This window comes from Xanthobacter versatilis, assembly GCF_043193975.1.
GTDB lineage: Bacteria > Pseudomonadota > Alphaproteobacteria > Rhizobiales > Xanthobacteraceae > Xanthobacter > Xanthobacter autotrophicus_E.
In genome coordinates, this window is sequence record NZ_JBAFVB010000002.1 from 335687 (window position 1) to 353208 (window position 17522).

Here is a 17522-nt window from a genome sequence, read left to right on the forward strand (position 1 = left end):
GCGCGCCGCATGGCTTTTGCGCAACACCGGCGCGGCGGCGCCTTGCGGTGGCTGGCCACCCGTCCTAATCCCCCGGCGGGAGGATCAAGATGACACAACAGAGCGACCCCGCGCACGCCGCCGCAACGCTTGAGGTGCTGGCCCGCATCGCCGATGCGCTGGAGCGCCTCGCCCCGCCCGCCGTGCCGACGCCTGATTTCGAGGCCGCCGACGCCTTCGTCTGGCACAACGAGCCGCCGCGCTTCGAGCCGGTGCCGCGTGTGAACCGGGTGGAGATGGACCTGCTGCAGGGCATCGACCGGGTGCGCGATCAACTGGTGGAGAATACGGCACGGTTCGCCCGGGGACTCCCCGCCAACAATGCCCTTCTGTGGGGCGCGCGCGGCATGGGCAAGAGCTCGCTGGTGAAGGCTGCGCATGCGCGCATCAACCGCGACCTCGCCGCTCAGACGCCGTCCCGCCTTAAGCTGGTGGAGATCCACCGCGAGGACATTGAGGCCCTGCCCGCCCTCATGGGCCTGGTGCGGGCTTCCGCGCACCGCTTCATCGTGTTCTGCGACGATCTCTCGTTCGATTCCGACGACACCTCCTACAAGTCCCTCAAGGCGGTGCTGGAGGGCGGCATCGAGGGGCGGCCGGACAATGTGATCTTCTACGCCACCTCCAACCGCCGCCACCTGCTGCCCCGCGACATGATGGAGAACGAGCGGTCCACGGCCATCAATCCCGGTGAGGCGGTGGAGGAGAAGGTTTCCCTCTCCGACCGGTTCGGCCTGTGGCTGGGCTTCCACAAATGCAGCCAGGACGAATACCTCGCCATGGTGGAAGGCTATGTGGCCCATCATGGCCTCGGCGTGCCGGAAGAGCAGTGGCGCCCGCAGGCGCTGGAATGGGCGACCACCCGCGGCGCCCGCTCGGGCCGCACCGCATTCCAGTTCGTGCAGGATCTGGCCGGCCGCCTCGGCCTGCCGCTCAAGGCCGCCTGATCGCCCGCCCTGAAACGCAAAAGGCCGCCCCGAAAGGCGGCCTTTTTCTTTTGGGACTTGCGGCCGAGCCTGCGAACGGCGCCGTCAGTTCTTGTTAACGACGCAGTCGCCGCCCTGGGCGCGCAGGGACTGGCACAGCTCGTTGGCCTGGTCGCGGGTGGCGAAGGGTCCGACCTGGGCGCGGAAATAGGTGCCCTTGTCGGCTAGATCCACCTTCTTCACCGTGGCCCGGTAGTTGCCGAGCAGGTTGGGATACTTGGTCTGCAGGGCGCGCCAGGAGCCCATGGCATCCGCCTCGGAGCGCTGCGACGCAACCTGCACCACATACGCCCCGGCCGCGGACGGCGCGGAGCTGGTGGACGCGGTCTGCGTGGGCGCGACAGCTGGCACGGTGGTGACCGGGTTCGGATCCGGCAGGCCGGCGGGGATGGGGTTCTGCGTCGCCGCATAGGCCGAGACCGAGGTGCCGGGCACGGTCTGCGCCAGGCTACCGTCAGCGCGCACGGCCACGGTGCGGACCCGCTTCGGCTCGGTCAGGTTCTGGGTCGCCTGCATGGGGGCGGGCGCCGGGGTGCTCGTCGTCGCGGGCAGGGCCCGAGCGGCGGAAGTCACATCCACCGGCTGCTCCTCGCGAGACACCATGCGCTCGTTGCCGGCGTTGGCACCCATGCGGTCGTAGATCATCTTCTGCCCGCCGTCGGCGGACTGGGGTGCGGGAGTTGCGGTCTTGGCGGGCGCGGTGTCGGCCTTGATCACCGGGGTGGTGCCGGACGCCGACCCGGAGGACTTGCCCACCGCCATGTTGAAGGCGAACACGCCGGCAGCGCCTGCCACCACCAGACCCAGCACGGAGACGCCGAGAATCAGCGCGAGGCGGCCTTTGCGACGGCGCGGCTCGGCATCGTACATCTCCTCGCCATGGGGCGGCATGTAGCCGTCTTCCCCATATTCGGGATCGTAGGTGTCGTCGTAGTCGTCATAGGCGTCGTCGTCGCGGCGGGCGGCCGAATAGGCATAGCCGGCCTCGTCGTCCTCGGCCTCATAGCCGCGCCCGTGGGCACCGGCACCGCCGCGCTGGTCGGCACGCGGATCTTGCCGCGACGGCGCATACCCGCCCTGCTGGCCATAGGCCGAGGCACCCGCCGGGCGGGCAGGCGGCACATCGTCATAATCGTCGTCGTAATCGTCCTCGTCCCTGCCCTGCCCGGTGGCGGGCGGCGCGACGCGGGACAGCGACCCGTAGCCGGAGCGCACGGCAGCATCGGGAACGCCGCGCGCAGCCGCCGGAGCGGGCGCGAAGGAGGGGGCCGCCTGGGGCTGGGCCGCACGGGCAGCAGGAACTGACGGCTGAGGCGCGGACTGCGGGGCATAAGGCGAAGGGGTGGCCGGTCGCGGCGGGACCGCAGGCGCGGGACGGGACGGCGCGTCGCCATAGCGTGCCGCATCGGAGCGCACCGGAACCTGAGCCGGGCTTTGGGGTGCGGGTCGCGCGGAGGTCGGGCTGGGCGCCGGCGCGCTGCGGGGCGGCGCCTCCCACTCCTCGTCGTCCTCATCGTCGTAATAGGTCGGGGCAGGCTGCGGAGCCGGCCGCACCGGGGCGCGGGCCGCTGCCGCGCGGGGATCGGGATAGGCAGGCGCGACCGGCGCCGCCTGGCGCTGCGCGGTAACACGCGGGTCTGACACGCGGGGATCAACCGCACGCGGATCGGCGCTTTGCGGAGCACGATCCTGCGGCGCACGATCGAGGCCCGAGAAATCGTCGAACGGGTCGTCGTCGCCGATCAGCCTGGCCAGCTCGGCCAGGGGATCGCCCCCTGTCGCGGCGGACGACGGAGCGGGGCGGGGCCGCTGCCCACCCTCCACTGCACCTGCATCGCGCCGGTAGCGGAACCTGCTTTCGTCGACCATATCGCCTCGATGTGTTGTCGCCGCCCGTGAACCTGCGGATTGAAGACCGCGCCGAGAAGTCTAGCCCGGTGGGCCAACCGCTCCGTCCGCAGCCACGGGACAAGCGATCATTTCATCTCGTCTACGGCCGTCACCCCCAGAACCTTGAGACCGGAGGCGAGCACCGTGGCCACGCCATGGACCAAGGCCAAGCGAGCCGAGGTCAACTCTCGATCATTCTCGATAATGAAGCGTAAATGAGGCAAGTCCTTTCCACGGTTCCACTGGCCGTGAAACTCGCTGGCGAGTTCGTGCAGGAAGAACGAGATGCGGTGCGGCTCCCGCGCTCCCGCCGCCTGCTCCACGAGGCGCGGCCAGCTCGCGAGCCGGCGCAGCAGCGTGATTTCCCCCTCGTCGTCGAGTCGGGCCAAGGGCGCGGTCGCGAAAGACGCCGCCTGCTGCGGCAGGTCGGCGAATTCCTCGGCCGCGTTGCGCAGGATCGACTTCGCCCGCGCGTGCGCATATTGCACGTAAAATACCGGGTTTTCACGCGACTGCTCGATCACCTTGGCGAGATCGAAGTCCAGCGGGGCGTCGTTCTTGCGGAACAGCATCATGAAGCGGACCGCGTCGCGCCCCACCTCGTCCACCACCTCGCGCAGGGTGACGAACGAGCCCGAGCGCTTGGACATGCGCACCGGCTCCCCGGCGCGGAACAGGCGCACCAGCTGGATCAGCTCCACGTCCAGCGTCGCCCGGCCGCCGGATACCGCCTTTACCGCCGCCTGCATGCGCTTGACGTAGCCGCCGTGGTCGGCACCCCACACGTCGATCATCTTCAGGAAGCCGCGGTCCACCTTGTCCTTATGATAGGCGATGTCGCCGGCAAAATAGGTGTAGCTGCCATCTGACTTCTTCAGCGGCCGGTCCACGTCGTCGCCGAAATCGGTGGAGCGGAACAGGGTCTGCTCGCGATCCTCCCAATCCTCGATGGGCGCGCCCTTGGGCGGCGGCAGGCGGCCCTCATAGACCTCCCCCGACGCACGCAGCGCCTCGATGGTGGCACCCACGCGATCCACCGCGCCGGTGGAGAGCGAGCGCTCGGAGAAGAACACGTCGAAGGCGATGCCCAGCGCCGCGAGATCCTCGCGGATGGCCACCATCATGGTCGCGATGGCCTCGGCCCGCACCAGCGGCAGCCAGTCCGTCTCGCTCTTCTCCTTGAGCGCCGGGCCGTGCGCGGCGGCCAACTTCTGCCCCACCGGCACCAGATAGTCGCCCGGATAGAGGCCTTCGGGGATCTCGCCGATGGCCTCGCCCAGCGCCTCGCGGTAGCGCAGGAAGGCGGAGCGGGCCAGCACGTCCACCTGGGCGCCGGCGTCGTTGATGTAATATTCCTTGGTCACGGCGAAGCCGGCAAAATCCATGAGGCGCGCCAGCGCATCGCCGAACACCGCGCCCCGGCAATGGCCCACATGCATGGGACCGGTGGGGTTCGCGGAGACATATTCCACGTTCACCTTCTCGCCCGCGCCCAGCGCCGAGCGGCCGAAATCCAGCCCCTGCGTGAGCACGGCGGCGAGCACCACCGGCCAGAACGTGCCGTCCAGCGCGATGTTGATGAAGCCGGGGCCGGCCACATCCACCTTTTTCACGCCGGCCACCGTCCCCAGCTTGCCGGCGATGCGCTCGGCCAGCTCGCGGGGCTTCAGGCCGGCATCCTTGGCCAGCACCATGGCGGCGTTGGTGGCGAGATCGCCGTGGCTCGCGTCGCGCGGCGGTTCGACGACCACGCGGGCAAGATCGAGGTCCTTGGCGATGATGCCCTCGGCGACGAGGGCGGCGACGGCTTCGCGCACGTGATCGGCGAAGATCGCGTAGACGTTCATGGGGCGGGATCCGATCGGGTTGGTTGGCCCGGCGCCTAACGCAAGTCCGGCGTCAAGTCAAAGAAACGGGCGTGCTGGTCGAGGGCGTAGCGGTCGGTCATGCCGGCGATATAGTCGGTCACCCGGCGGGCGAGCCGCTGGTCGTCGAGCTGGTCGAGGTCGTCATGCCAGGAGGGCGGCATGTCCTTGGGGTGGGCGATGAAATGGCCGAACAGGTCGCGCAGCACGCCCTTGGCCTCATCCATCACCCGCTCGACCCGCTCGTGGCGGTACATGCGCGAGAAGAGGAAGGCCTTGAGCGCCTTTTCCTTCTGCCGCATGGCGTCAGAAAAGGCGATGACGGGATGGTCGAGGGCGCGGACATCCGCCGCCGAAGCAACGCCCGCCGCCTCTGCGCGGCGGGTGCCCTCGGCCACCACGTCCTCGATGAGGCGAGTGATGACGCGCCGGAGCACCTCGTTCACCGTCCGCGCGACCCCGAGCCCCGGATAAAGCCCGCGCACCTCGCCCAGCGCCTCGCCCACCAGGGGCAGGCCGGCGAGATCGTCGAGGGTGAACATGTGCGCCCTCAAGCCATCGTCGAGGTCGTGCACGTCATAGGCGATGTCGTCGGAGATGGCGGCCACCTGCGCCTCGGCGGAGGCGTGGCTCCACAACTCCAGGTCCTGCTGGGCCGAATACACCTCGATGGCGTGGGGCAGGCCGCCGAGATAGCGGCCAATGCCGCGCCCACCCCGGTCGGTGAGCGGGCCGTTGTGCTTGGCGATGCCTTCCACCGTCTCCCATGTCAGGTTGAGACCGTCGAACTGGGCATAGCGCCGCTCGATTCGCGTCACCACCCGCAGCGACTGGGCGTTGTGGTCGAACCCGCCCTGCCCCGCCATGCAGGCATCGAGCGCCCGCTCGCCGGCATGGGCGAACGGCGGGTGGCCGAGATCGTGGGCCAGCGCCAGTGCCTCCGCCAGATCCTCGTCGAGCCCCAGGGCGCGGGCAATGGAGCGGGCCACCTGCACCACCTCCAGCGTATGGGTGAGGCGGGTGCGGTAATGGTCGCCCTCGTTGAAGACGAACACCTGCGTCTTGTGTTTCAACCGTCGGAAGGCAGTGGAATGGATGATGCGGTCGCAATCACGCCGGAACGGGCTGCGCGGCGGCATCTCCCGTTCCGGGACCAGCCGGCCGCGCACCTGCTCCGCGTCGCAGGCCCACGAAACGAGGGGCCGCGCGCCGCTCACCGCCATGATTGCCCCCTCGTCTTCCACCCCATGCCGTCGGCGCCGGCCGCCCGATAAGACAGCCTTGCCGACGTTTTTCCACCACCGCCCTTTAACTCGGGGGCCGATGGACTTACCTTATGGGCCATTGCCAGCTTCAATTCGTAAAGTCGATATCATGGAAACATCCCTCGCCCCCACTGCGGCCGCCGACCTCCCGGCTCCCGACGCCGAATTCACCGTGACCGATGCCGCCGCGCGCCGCATCTGCCAGATCCTGTCGCCCGAACCGGCTGGCACCTTCCTGCGCATCAGCGTGGAAGGCGGCGGCTGCTCCGGCTTCTCTTACAAGTATGATGTGACCCGCGAGCAGGGTGAGGACGACCTCGTCATCGAGAAGGAAGGCGCCAAGATCGTCGTCGATCGCATCTCGATCGACTACATCAAGGGCTCCCAGCTCGATTACAAGGCGGACCTGATGGGCTCCGCCTTCAAGATCTCGAACCCCATGGCCACCGCCAAGTGCGGCTGCGGGTCCAGCTTCGGCGTCTGAGCGCCTTTCGTCCCGAGAGACAGCCACCCGGCATGTCCGGGTGGAAGGGCATTTGTGCGCCGTCAGGGCGCCACGTTGTTCGGCACGGCGTGGGACCACGGCCGCGGCAGGCCGGCCGGCCAATTGTCGCCGTAGCACGGGAAGAAGCGTTCGGTCCGGGCCATGATGATGAGGTCCGGGGCGAAGGCCTTCACATCATCGAAGTTGAAGTCGCATGAGCCGGTGACCCGCCGGGATTCGTGAACCCAGGCCACCACGCTCACATTCGCATTCAGGAACAGGCGCGGCCATGCCCCGCCGGTGAAGGAATCCCCGAGGATCAGCACCCGCTGGCCCGTGGGCGCGTAGTCATAGGCTAGCGACTTGAAGGCGATGTGCTCGTTGTGGTGCTTCAGCGCCGGATCGAGGCGCGGCGCAGCAGCGCGGTCCTTGATGGCGAACGGTTCGTCTTCTTCCTTCACCTTCGGCGGCAGGCGGGTGGTGCGCAGCAGGTCGCCACGGGCGGAGGGGGACGTCGGGCCCAGCACGGCGGCCGGGTCCACCTGCCAGTCGGGATGCCCCGCCGCCACCATCACCGCATTGAAGGACAGGACGCTGGAGCGGCTGTTCCAGTGCGTGTCGGTCACCAGATACCGGGGCCGGGGGCCAGCCTTGATTACCGGCCGCAGGTCCACGGCGGTGACGCCCTCCGCCTTCAAGCCGGCAAGGGCGAGGTCGTACTCGGTAACGGGATAGTTCAGCTTGTCATACCAGGTGGGCAGCGCCTCCAGTTCCACCGACTGGGCGTTCGGCGGGATCGCGACCACGATGCGGGTACCCTTCGGCGCCAGCACGCGCTGCATCTCGCCGACCATGGTCACGAAGCGCTCCACGTTGGCAGCACGCACCAGCGCCCCCGCCGATTGGGCCGGCGCCTGCTCGCGGCCCCAGAACAGCTGGCCGTCGCGGCCGGTGTAGAAGGGCCGGCTGTCGGGGGAGCCCAGAGCCTCGCGCAGGTTCTGCCGCAGCACCGGCAAAGTGGCGCGGAAGCCGAAATTGTCCTGGATGTAGATGCCGATGTTGCGGAACTTGTAGTTCAGCTTCTGGTCCCAGGTGAAGCTGTCGGGGATCGCCACCCGCCATTGGCCCGAGGCCACCGGATCGGGGATGAGGTTGGACAGCAACAGGAAGCCGAACAGGCCGGCCACGAGGACGCCGATATAGCGGCGCGGGCGCGAGAGCAGGGTCACGGCGGCGCCTCCTCAGAACCGGTAATAGAGGAAGGGGGTGGCGGTGGTGCCGCCCACCCAGGCCACGCTCGCCAGCATCAGCACGGCGATGAAGGCGTAGTTTACCACGGCGGCGAAGGCCCCCTGCCCGGCCAGCGCCTTCCAGCGCGGCCAGCGGAAGAAGCCGATGAGCCCGCCCACCACGAGCGCCGCGATGGCCAGCGGCGTCAGCCCGAAGCCCAGCGCCAGCGAGGCCCGGCTGAACCCATGGAACCCGGCAAGGCCGGCGAACATATCCATGGCGCCGCCGAAGCTGTCGGCGCGAAACCACACCCAGCCCAGCATCACCGCCACCACCGTATAGAAATGGGCCACCGCCCCCGGCAACCGCTTCAGCCAGCGGCCGAGGAAGGCCCGCTCGATGATGAGCAGCGCGCCGTGATGGGCGCCCCAGATGACGAAGTTCCAGCTGGCGCCATGCCACAGGCCGCACAGCAGGAACACGGCGGAAAGGTTCAGGTAGGTGCGCAATTCCCCGCGCCGGTTACCGCCAAGGGGGATGTAGAGATAGTCGCGCAGGAAGGCGGAGAGGCTCATGTGCCAGCGCCGCCAGAAGTCGGTCATGGAATGGGCGGTGTAGGGCACGCGGAAATTGCGCGGCAGCACGAAGCCCACCATCACGCCGAGGCCCACTGCCATGGTGGAATAGCCGGCGAAGTCGAAATAGATCTGCACCGTATAGGCATAGAGGCCCAGCCAGGCCTCCGCGAAGGTGGGGTGGGTGGTGGTGTCGAATACCCCGTCGGCCAACCGCGCCACCTCGTCGGCGATCAGCACCTTCCAGGCGAGGCCGATGACGAACAGACGCGCTCCGGCCGAGAACCGCCCCATGGTGGTGCGCCGCCGGGACAGCTGCTTCGCCACCGTGGCATAGCGCACGATGGGGCCGGCGACCAGTTGCGGGAACATGCACATGTAGAGCGCGAACTGCGCCGGATCGCGATTGGCGTGCACCTTCCGCTTGTAGATGTCGGCAAGGTACGAGATGGCATGGAAGGAATAGAAGGAGATGCCCAGCGGCAGCGAGATCCGCGGCATGGGCAGCGATGCGCCCAAGGGCTCGATCACCGCGTTCACATTCTCCACCAGGAAGCCGGTGTATTTGAAGATGCCCAGCAGCAGCAGGTTGAAGACCACGCCATAGACCAGCAGGCGCTGGCGCGGCGCTCCGTCGCGATCGTCGATGGCGCGGGCGAGCAGGAAGTTGATCGCCACCGACGCCAGGAGAAGCAGGATGTGGGGCGTGTAGCCTGCAGAATAGAATACGAGTGAGAAGGCCAGAAAGATATAGTTCCGCGTCGTAATGGACTTCGCGGAGAAATAAGACGCAAGGAACAGGGGGAAGAAGTAGAACAGAAACTCGATGGACGCGAACGTCATGCCACTGCGCCGCCACTGAAGGACAAGGGGGCGTTCCTGCCACTCTTTGCCCGCCATCGCAACCCTTGCCCTCGCAACCACTCGCGACCTTGGCCTGATTTGAGCCGCGCCCGCGGCAACGGCCATTGCCTCCCGGCGGCACCGGGGTATCCTCCGCCACCGAAGGAGCCCGCCCCATGCGCATCGCCACCTGGAACGTCAATTCCATCCGCCAGCGGCTGGACCACGCCGTGCGCTGGCTGGGCGAGACGCGGCCGGACATCGTCTGCATCCAGGAAATCAAGTGCCAGACCGAGGCCTTCCCGAAGGAGGCGTTCGAGCAGCTTGGCTATAACGTCACCGTGCACGGGCAGAAGGGCTTCAACGGCGTCGCCCTGCTCTCCCGCCTGCCGCTGGAGGACGTGACCCACGGCCTCGCCGGCGACGATGGCGACGTGCAGGCCCGCTTTATCGAGGCGGTGGTTTCGGTGAAGGGGGGCGTGGTGCGGGTCGCCTGCCTGTACCTGCCCAACGGCAACCCGGTGGACACCGAGAAATACCCCTACAAGCTCGGCTTCATGGAGCGCCTGGAGGCCTTCGCCGCCGACCGGCTGAAGCTGGAGGAACCGCTGATCCTCGCCGGCGACTTCAACGTCATCCCCGAGGCGCGCGACGCGGCGGACCCTTCCGCCTGGGTGAATGACGCCCTGTTCCTGCCGCGCACCCGCTCGGCCTTCCGGTCACTCACCCATCTCGGGCTCACCGACGCCCTGCGCGCCACATCGGACGCTGGGCGGCTCTACACCTTCTGGGACTATCAGGCGGGGGCGTGGCAGCGCGACATGGGCATTCGCATCGACCACCTTTTGCTGTCACCCCAGGCGGCGGACAAGCTCATCGCCACCGGCATCGACAAGCATGTGCGCGCCTGGGAAAAGCCCTCGGACCATGTGCCCATCTGGGCCGATCTCGCCATCGCGGCCTGAGTTGGTCATGTGGGAAGGATCCCTCGCCGGCGGCTGCCTGTGCGGGCGCCTGCGCTACCGGGTGCGCCACATTGAGAGCGCCTATTGGTGCCATTGCACCATATGCCGCCGCGCCTCCGGCTCCGGCGCATTGCCTTGGCTCACCGTAGCGCGAGCAGATTTCGAGATGACGGCCGGCACCCCGGCGCGCTTCTCATCCTCGCCGGGCGTGACGCGCCTGTTCTGCGGCCATTGCGGCAGCCCGATCCTGTTCGACATGGCGAATGAGGCGGCGGTGGACGTGACCGTCGGCACGCTGGACGATCCGGACGCAGTGACGCCGACCCATCACATCTGGACGCAATCGGCACTTGAGATGACGGCCGGGCTAGGTGCCGGCCTGCCCCGCCATGAGGCTGAGCGGGAAAACTAGAAGCGGCGCCTCACCTCTTGGCGGTCTTCAGCCAGTTTTCAAGGTAGAGCAGCGCCTTCTCCCGCTCGTCGGCCGTCGCATCGGCGAAGGCTTCCTCCTGAAGCGTCACCACCCACTTGTCCTCGGGCCGCACCGCGGCATCGCGCGCCAGAGTGAGCCACATGAGGCCGCGCGCCGCCTGACGCGGCACCCCCTCGTCGCCCCGGAACAAGAGCTGGCCCAGCATGGCCTGCGCCTCGAACTGGCCCTTCTGCGAGGCCAGCGTCAGCCAGCGGCCGGCATTGCGCGCATCGCGCGGGCCGCCGACGCCGTCCAGATAGAGCTTGCCCAGATGGTACTGGGCATCCGCATCGCCGAAATAGGAAGCCGCGTAGGAGAACATGTCCCGCGCCCGCGAGGCGTCGCGCTTCACTCCGGCGGACGGAATGCCCACGAGGTAATAAGAGCCCAGTGCCACGAAGGCATTGGCTACGAAACGGGACTGCGCCGTGCCAGGATAATCCTCGGCATGGGTGTTGGCGATCTTGGAGAAATAGTCGAACGCCTTGGCGTCGTCACGTTTCACGCCATCGCCGTCGGCATAGATGCGGCCGAGCTTCCACTGGGCCATGGCGTGGCCCTGGGATGCGGCATAGCCGAGGGCGTCGATGCCCTTGGCGGTCTGGCCGGCGCGCAGGGCCTGCGCCCCGGTGCGGAAGGCCTCGTCCACGGGACGTACGGCCGGCGCCAGCGGCACATTGGCCGGCGGCGTCATCGGCTGGGTCTCATAGGGCTGCAGAATCTGCGCCGTGCCGTCGAAGGCGTGGGCCAGCGGCACCGAAAGACAGGCAGCCATGGCGCTGGCGAACACGACGGCACAGGCGCGCCGCGCGCCCGCCGACCGCCCGAGGCGCCCGGCCACGCGGCCCGAATATCTGATCTTCGTTGTGCCACCCAAAATCATGATGGAGGGAAGGTGCCGGAGCGTGGCGGCAATATCTGGGCCGAGGAAAGGCCGAGCCGCGGCGTTGGAGCGGCAAGGTTTCGAGCGTCCCCTCAGGCGTCGCCTGGAGGCGAGCTCCGCAACGCCCCCCGGCGCCACCCTTTCGAGAATGCAACGTCCGTCCATAAGGACCCACCTCAGGCGCGGCGTTCGGAAACACTTTCCGAGCTACGCTCACGTCGCGCGTTGCTTTCCGTTTCACTGGGGTTTTGTGGCGGCTTCGCGGCGCCTTGGGGCCCCCGCCGGGGCGGCAACTTCAAAGGCACGGGAGTGTGTCTTCGCTGTCACAATATTGAGAGGGAAAACGGCCGGTTTCCTTTACGCGAACACTGTCGCGGGCCGTGCGGACGCGCTGGAGCGTGGCAAAGGCGTCACACTCGCCTTGCCGCGGGCGCTCGCCGCCGGCCGGAGCGACGGGGGCAACGCCCCCGTCCGGCAGCGCTCAGGCCGCCCCGCCCGAAAGCTGGGTTATTGCTGCGCGGACCTTGGCCTTGCGGTTGAGATATTCCTCGCGCTTCTCGCGCTCGGCCTCCACCACCTCTTCCGGCGCGCGGGCGACGAAGCTCTCGTTGCCGAGCTTGGCGTCGATGCGGGCCACCTCCTGGTCGAGCTTGGCCTCTTCCTTCTTCAGGCGTCCGAGCTCGGCGGCAAGGTCCACCACGCCGGAAAGCGGCAGGGCCGCCACCTCGCCGCGCACCACCATCTGCACCGACTCGCCGGGCACGGTGTCGGCCACCGTCACGCCGGAGAGGCGGGCAAGGCGGCGGATGGCGTCGTCCCACGCGGCGGCACGGGCGTTGGTCTCCGCGCCCGGCTCCACCAGCACGAGAGGCACCTGCGCGCCCGCGGGCACGTTCATCTCGGCGCGCACGGAGCGGATCTCGGTGATGAGGTCCACCACCCAGCCCACTTCCGCCTCGGCGTCGGGCGCCTCGAGGCCGGACAGGTCGGGCCAGGGGGCGAGGGCCAGAAGGCTGGTGCGGGCCGGGCCGTCCTTGCCGGTCTCGGCCCACAATTCCTCGGTGAGGAAGGGCATGAAGGGGTGCAGCAGCGCCATGGCCACGTCCAGCACATAGGCGGTGGTGGCCCGCGTCTCGTCCTTGGCCGGGCCGTCGGGGCCGGAGAGCAGGGGCTTCGCCAGCTCCAGGTGCCAGTCGCAGAACACGTTCCAGAGGAAGCGGTAGATCGCGGCCGCCGCCTCGTTGAAGCGGTAGGCCAGGATCGCCTCGGATACCTCGGCCGTGGCGCGGGCGGCCTCGCCGATGATCCAGCGGTTCAGGGTGCCCTCCACCTTGGCCGGATCGAAGCCCTCCACCCGCACGCAGCCATTCATCTGGGCGAAGCGCACCGCGTTCCAGAGCTTGGTGGCGAAGTTCCGGTAGCCCTCCACCCGGGAGGTGGCGAGCTTGATGTCGCGCCCTTGCGCCGCCATGGCGGCCAGGGTGAAGCGCAGGGCGTCGGCGCCGTATTTCTCCACGAGGTCCAGCGGGTCGATGACGTTGCCCTTGGACTTCGACATCTTCGCCCCCTTCTCGTCGCGGACGAGGGCGTGGATGTAGACGTCCTTGAACGGCACTTCGCCATCCATGAAATGCAGGCCCATCATCATCATCCGGGCCACCCAGAAGAAGATGATGTCGAAGCCTGTCACCAGCACGCTAGTGGGGTAGAACTTCTTCAGCTCGGCGGTCTCGTCCGGCCAGCCCATGGTGGAGAAGGGCCACAGGGCCGAGGAGAACCAGGTGTCGAGCACGTCCTCGTCGCGGGTGAGGAAGCCGGCGCGCCTGTCGGCATCGTCGATCAGCGCCTGGGCGTCCTCGGGCGAGAGCGTCTCGTTCCCGACGTTGTGCGCGATCGCCTGCTCGAAGGCCTCGTCCTCGTCCATGGCGACGAAGACATTGCCGAAGGGGTCGTACCAGGCCGGGATCTGGTGGCCCCACCACAGCTGGCGGGAGATGCACCAGGGCTGGATGTTCTCCAGCCACTCGAAATAGGTCTTCTCCCAGTTCTTCGGCACGAAGGCGGTGCGGCCCTCGCGCACGGCGGCCAGCGCCGGCTGGGCCAGGGTCTTGGCGTCCACATACCACTGGTCGGTGAGCCAGGGCTCGATGACCACGTTGGAGCGGTCGCCATGAGGCACCATATGGGTGTGCGGCTCGATCTGCTCCAGCAGTTCGAGGCCGGTCAGCAGGTCCACGATCTGCTTGCGCGCGGCGAAGCGGTCCTGGCCCTTCAGGTGGGAGAGCTGGCCGGCGGCATCGGGCGCATCCACATAGGCCTCGGGGCGCTCGGCATAATCGTCGAGGATGCCCTGCGGGTCGATGCGCGCTTCGGCATCCAGCACGTTGATCATGGGCAGGCCATGGCGCTTGCCCACCTCGAAGTCGTTGAAATCATGCGCCGGGGTGATCTTCACCGCGCCCGAGCCCTTCTCGGGGTCGGAATACTCATCCGCCACGATGGGGATACGCCGGCCCACCAGCGGCAGGATCACAAATTTGCCGATGAGATCGCGATAGCGCTCGTCCTCGGGGTGCACCGCCACCGCCGTGTCGCCCAGCATGGTCTCAGGGCGGGTGGTGGCCACCGTGATGAAGCGGTCCTTCTCGCCCTCGATGGGATAGCGCAGGTGCCAGAGGTTGCCCTTCACCTCCACCGGCAGCACCTCGAGGTCGGAGATGGCGGACTGGAACTTGGGGTCCCAGTTCACGAGGCGCTTGTCCTTGTAGATCAGGCCCTCGCGATAGAGCTGCACGAACACCTTCAGCACAGCGCGACTGAGGCCCTCGTCCATGGTGAAGCGCTCACGCGACCAGTCGCAGGACGCGCCCAGCTTCTTCAGCTGGTTGACGATGGTGCCGCCCGATTCGGCCTTCCACGCCCACACCTTCTCCACGAAGGCGACGCGGCCCATGTCGCGCCGGCCCGGCAGCTTCTGGGCGGCGAGCTGGCGCTCCACCACCATCTGGGTGGCGATGCCCGCATGGTCGGTGCCGGGCTGCCACAGCACGTCCTTGCCACGCATGCGCTCGAAGCGGGCCAGCACGTCCTGCAGCGTGTTGTTGAGCGCATGGCCCATGTGCAGGGAGCCGGTGACGTTCGGCGGCGGGATCACGATGGAGAAGCCTTCGGCGTCCTTGCGCTCGGGACGGCCGCACCGGAACGCGCCGGCCTCTTCCCACTGGGCGGCGATGCGCTCTTCCACGGCGGCGGGATCGAAGACTTTTTCCAGCATGAAACAGGCTCCGCGGATGGTGCCGGGCGCAGTGCAGGGGCGCACGTGGCGGCCGGCCATGCCTCCGCAACGGACGGGACAGGTCTGCGGGCGTTAAAGCCGCTCCGGCAGGCCGGCGTCAACCACGCGGCGCGTGGCGCCTCCGTGCGGTGCCGCGTCCGGACCCGGCGCAACGAAAAAAGCCGCCGATCAGCAGGCGCGATCAGCGGCTTGAGAGCAGAATTGCAAAATCACAGTCAGCGCGGGCGACGCGCCACCCGCTCGATCTCGGCCCTCACCAGACGTTCCACGATGGAGGGCAGATTCTGGTCCAGCCAATCCTTCAGCATCGGCCGCAGGATCTCCTTCACCAGATCTTCGATGGTGCGCTGCTTCTGCGGCAGCAGCAGGTCGCCCAGCGACTGGAAGGCGGCCGCGACCACGTCATCCACGTTGGGGGACAGCAGATCGCGGCGGCGCACCGCGTCCCCGCGGTCGTCGGTTTCAGGCTGGGCATCCACGGCGGCAGGCTCCTCGGCAACGGGTGGGGCGGGACGCCGTGGCATCGGGGGTGCCCGGTCTTCACCGCGCGGGCCGGAACGCAGCTCCGGGGCCGGGCGCTCGGCAAGCCGCGCAGCCCTGGGCGCGGGCGGAGCCTCGAACCGCTCCGGCTCGGACGGGGTGGCCGGCCGCCGCTCGAAATCGCGCACCACGCGCGGTGCGGCCTCGGGCGCGAACGCCCGGCCACGCTCGCGGGCCGACGGCTCCGCGGGCGCGTGGCCGTTCACAGCGTGACCCTGGGCCTGGGCATTAGCCGGATGCGGGGGTTCAAACTGGTCGCTTTCGGGCTGGTCGCCGGACAAGGTCTCGGAGGTCAAATGCTCGCTCAGCTCCTCAAGGTCGATGCGGGCACGGGCGCGCGCCGGCCCCTCTCCCGTCGCGGGGCGCAAGGCGGCTTCGCGGCGCCCTCCATCACGCGCACCCGAACCTTGGGGTTCGGCGCGACGGGTCGGCCGCTCCGCCGCGTCGGGACCGGGTTCGGACTGATCGGGCCGGCGGTGCTCCGCGGGCGCAGGCCGGGCCGCCCGCTCGGGCGCCGGACGCGCAGCGGCGGGCGACGCATCGTCATCCGCCATGATGCGGCGGATGGAGGCAAGGATGTCTTCCATTGACGGCTCTTGCACCTTTGGGATCGCAGCCATGTTCGACCTCGGCCGAAGGCGTCCCGGCGCACCTTTGCGTGCGGCCGCACCGGTGGGCGAGAATCGCCAAACGCGATGTCAAGTATTCACCCTGGAACCGGGCTGCAAAAGAGCCCGGCACACCCCAATTCAGCGTTATTTTGAGGGCTACTTCCCGTCGGGCGTGCGGACGCCGGCCCAGCTGTCGCGCACCTGATTGTAGTGCACCTGGGGATTGTACACGTCCACCTTCAGCCCCAGCGACACCGCATCGAGCCGGCCGATGATGGAGACGAGCGAATAGGCCGCCACCACGCGGTCACGCTGCGCCACCACGAGGGCGGACTGGGAGTTGGTGAGATCGCGCTGGGCGTTCAGCACGTCGGTGGTGGTGCGCTGGCCAACACGCCACTCCTCGCGCACGCCTTCCAGCGCCAGGGTGTTGGCGGCGACCGAGGCCTGCGCGGCCTGGATCTGCACCTTGGCCGCTTCCAGCGCACCCCAGAACTGGACCGCCTGGGCGCGGATGGCGTCGCGGTTCACGTCCACGTCGATCCGCGCCTGCGACAGTAGCTCCTTCGCCTGGCGGATGTTCGCGTACTCCACGCCGCCCTGGTAGATCGGCACCGACAGGTTAAGGGTCGCCGCAGCGGTCCCGACCCGCTCCACGCCGATGCTCGAATCGTAGGACTGCTGAAGCTGGCCTTGCAGGCTCAGGTTCGGCATCAGCGCGCCTTCGGCGACCTTCACCTGGAACACCGCCGCATCCACGGCGAACTCCGAGGCCTTGATGGCGGGATGCTGGCTCAGCCCGCCCGAAATCACGCGATCCACCTTGGGGGGCAGCATGCCCTCGATGGAGCGCGGCGTGAACAGCTTGCCCGGCTCGACGCCGATCACCTGCCGGTACACCGCCCGGGCCGAGGACAGGTTCGCCACCGCCTGGCTCACCTGATACTGCGCGTCGGCGACACGCGCCTCCGCCTGGGCCACGTCGGTGCGGGTCACCTCGCCCACGTTGAAGCGGTCGCGGGTGGCGCGCAGTTCCTGCTCGAACGCGGCGAGGCTCTGCCGCTGGAGGTCGAGGAGCGCGATGGCCTGGATCACGTTCATATAGGCCGTCACGCCGTTCAGCAGCACCGTCTGCTCGGTGTTGCGGAGCGTCTCCCGCTGGCCCCGCACCTGCGATTCGGCGGTACGGGTCTGGTTGCCGGTGATGAAGCCGTTGAACAGGGTGTAGGCCGCCGTCAGGGCGAACTGGCGGGGCCAGGCGTTGCCGCTGGAAGCGGTGGTGCCGGTGGGCTGGTAGCGGTAGGCCTCAGGCCCCGCCGACGCCGAGGCGCCGAGGGTGGGCCGATAGCCGGAGAGGGCCTGCGGCACCTTCTCGTCCACCGCCCGCGTACCGGCACGCGCCGAATTCAGCGTGGGGTTGTTGACGTAAGCCATGGCGAGCGCAGCGTCGAGAGACTGTGCGGACACGCTCCCCATGCCGAGGACGATGATGCTGGCCCCCGCCAAAATTGCATATCCGTTTCGGCGAACGAGTCTCGCAACCGACATCCCAATCTCCCGGTCCGACGCGGCATGCAGA

At 68.4% G+C, this 17522-nt stretch carries 13 protein-coding genes; 4 read left to right on the forward strand and 9 right to left on the reverse strand.

Annotation, left to right across the window (positions count from 1 at the left end):
• Positions 1–89 precede the first annotated feature (89 nt).
• Positions 90–986: an ATP-binding protein gene (locus tag V5F66_RS05220; RefSeq protein WP_012116216.1), complete on the forward strand. Its 897-nt coding sequence runs from the start codon at positions 90–92 to the stop codon at positions 984–986.
• A gap of 84 nt (positions 987–1070) precedes the next feature.
• Here the strand turns inward: V5F66_RS05220 and V5F66_RS05225 are convergent, their stop codons facing one another.
• From V5F66_RS05225 to V5F66_RS05235, 3 genes are all read right to left on the reverse strand, one after another.
• Positions 1071–2894 carry an SPOR domain-containing protein gene (locus V5F66_RS05225; RefSeq protein ID WP_394093398.1) on the reverse strand — a complete coding sequence of 608 codons (1824 nt, stop codon included), beginning with the start codon at positions 2892–2894 and terminating at the stop codon, positions 1071–1073.
• A gap of 107 nt (positions 2895–3001) precedes the next feature.
• Positions 3002–4762: an arginine--tRNA ligase gene (gene argS, locus V5F66_RS05230; protein WP_394093399.1), complete on the reverse strand. Its 1761-nt coding sequence runs from the start codon at positions 4760–4762 to the stop codon at positions 3002–3004.
• Between the two features lie 35 nt (positions 4763–4797).
• Complete coding sequence (locus V5F66_RS05235) at positions 4798–6003, reverse strand: deoxyguanosinetriphosphate triphosphohydrolase (protein ID WP_012116213.1); 1206 nt, start codon at positions 6001–6003, stop codon at positions 4798–4800.
• Between the two features lie 151 nt (positions 6004–6154).
• Here V5F66_RS05235 and V5F66_RS05240 point away from each other — a divergent pair, with 151 nt between their 5' ends.
• Positions 6155–6529: a HesB/IscA family protein gene (locus V5F66_RS05240; RefSeq protein ID WP_049776037.1), complete on the forward strand. Its 375-nt coding sequence runs from the start codon at positions 6155–6157 to the stop codon at positions 6527–6529.
• Between the two features lie 62 nt (positions 6530–6591).
• Here the strand turns inward: V5F66_RS05240 and V5F66_RS05245 are convergent, their stop codons facing one another.
• Together V5F66_RS05245 and V5F66_RS05250 are read right to left on the reverse strand one after the other, a co-directional pair.
• Positions 6592–7758, reverse strand: coding sequence for an alginate O-acetyltransferase AlgX-related protein (locus V5F66_RS05245; RefSeq protein ID WP_012116211.1), 1167 nt, complete (start codon positions 7756–7758; stop codon positions 6592–6594).
• A gap of 12 nt (positions 7759–7770) precedes the next feature.
• A complete protein-coding gene (locus tag V5F66_RS05250; RefSeq protein ID WP_394093400.1) occupies positions 7771–9177 on the reverse strand; it encodes an MBOAT family O-acyltransferase in 1407 nt (468 codons plus the stop codon).
• Positions 9178–9353: 176 nt separating this feature from the next.
• Between V5F66_RS05250 and xth the strand changes: the two genes are divergently transcribed.
• Positions 9354–10142, forward strand: a complete 789-nt coding sequence (gene xth / locus V5F66_RS05255) for an exodeoxyribonuclease III (protein WP_394051079.1) — start codon at positions 9354–9356, stop codon at positions 10140–10142.
• A gap of 7 nt (positions 10143–10149) precedes the next feature.
• On the forward strand, positions 10150–10554 hold the full coding sequence (locus V5F66_RS05260; protein ID WP_394093401.1) for a GFA family protein: 405 nt from the start codon (positions 10150–10152) through the stop codon (positions 10552–10554).
• A 10-nt stretch (positions 10555–10564) separates the two neighbouring features.
• Here V5F66_RS05260 and V5F66_RS05265 read toward each other — a convergent pair whose 3' ends face one another.
• The 4 genes from V5F66_RS05265 to V5F66_RS05280 form a co-directional block, all read right to left on the reverse strand.
• The gene (locus V5F66_RS05265) at positions 10565–11389 is read right to left on the reverse strand and encodes a tetratricopeptide repeat protein (protein ID WP_157048282.1); all 825 of its coding nucleotides are present in this window, start codon (positions 11387–11389) and stop codon (positions 10565–10567) included.
• A 589-nt stretch (positions 11390–11978) separates the two neighbouring features.
• The gene (locus V5F66_RS05270; protein ID WP_394093402.1) at positions 11979–14771 is read right to left on the reverse strand and encodes a valine--tRNA ligase; all 2793 of its coding nucleotides are present in this window, start codon (positions 14769–14771) and stop codon (positions 11979–11981) included.
• 236 nt (positions 14772–15007) lie between these two features.
• Positions 15008–15919 carry a DUF2497 domain-containing protein gene (locus tag V5F66_RS05275; RefSeq protein ID WP_394093403.1) on the reverse strand — a complete coding sequence of 304 codons (912 nt, stop codon included), beginning with the start codon at positions 15917–15919 and terminating at the stop codon, positions 15008–15010.
• Positions 15920–16099: 180 nt separating this feature from the next.
• Positions 16100–17419 (reverse strand): TolC family outer membrane protein, encoded by a 1320-nt coding sequence (locus V5F66_RS05280; RefSeq protein ID WP_394051311.1) that lies wholly within the window; start codon positions 17417–17419, stop codon positions 16100–16102.
• Between the last annotated feature and the right edge of the window lie 103 nt (positions 17420–17522).

Excerpts from the sequence above, each read along its gene's own strand:
- argS (WP_394093399.1), bottom strand. The coding sequence starts at position 4,762 with ATGAACGTCTACGCGATCTTCGCCGATCACGTGCGCGAAGCCGTCGCC.
- xth (WP_394051079.1), top strand. The coding sequence starts at position 9,354 with ATGCGCATCGCCACCTGGAACGTCAATTCCATCCGCCAGCGGCTGGAC.
- V5F66_RS05265 (WP_157048282.1), bottom strand. The coding sequence starts at position 11,389 with ATGGCTGCCTGTCTTTCGGTGCCGCTGGCCCACGCCTTCGACGGCACG.
- V5F66_RS05280 (WP_394051311.1), bottom strand. The coding sequence starts at position 17,419 with ATGGGGAGCGTGTCCGCACAGTCTCTCGACGCTGCGCTCGCCATGGCT.
- V5F66_RS05225 (WP_394093398.1), bottom strand. The coding sequence starts at position 2,894 with ATGGTCGACGAAAGCAGGTTCCGCTACCGGCGCGATGCAGGTGCAGTG.
- V5F66_RS05260 (WP_394093401.1), top strand. The coding sequence starts at position 10,150 with ATGTGGGAAGGATCCCTCGCCGGCGGCTGCCTGTGCGGGCGCCTGCGC.
- V5F66_RS05235 (WP_012116213.1), bottom strand. The coding sequence starts at position 6,003 with ATGGCGGTGAGCGGCGCGCGGCCCCTCGTTTCGTGGGCCTGCGACGCG.
- V5F66_RS05220 (WP_012116216.1), top strand. The coding sequence starts at position 90 with ATGACACAACAGAGCGACCCCGCGCACGCCGCCGCAACGCTTGAGGTG.
- V5F66_RS05270 (WP_394093402.1), bottom strand. The coding sequence starts at position 14,771 with ATGCTGGAAAAAGTCTTCGATCCCGCCGCCGTGGAAGAGCGCATCGCC.
- V5F66_RS05240 (WP_049776037.1), top strand. The coding sequence starts at position 6,155 with ATGGAAACATCCCTCGCCCCCACTGCGGCCGCCGACCTCCCGGCTCCC.
- V5F66_RS05250 (WP_394093400.1), bottom strand. The coding sequence starts at position 9,177 with ATGACGTTCGCGTCCATCGAGTTTCTGTTCTACTTCTTCCCCCTGTTC.
- V5F66_RS05275 (WP_394093403.1), bottom strand. The coding sequence starts at position 15,919 with ATGGAAGACATCCTTGCCTCCATCCGCCGCATCATGGCGGATGACGAT.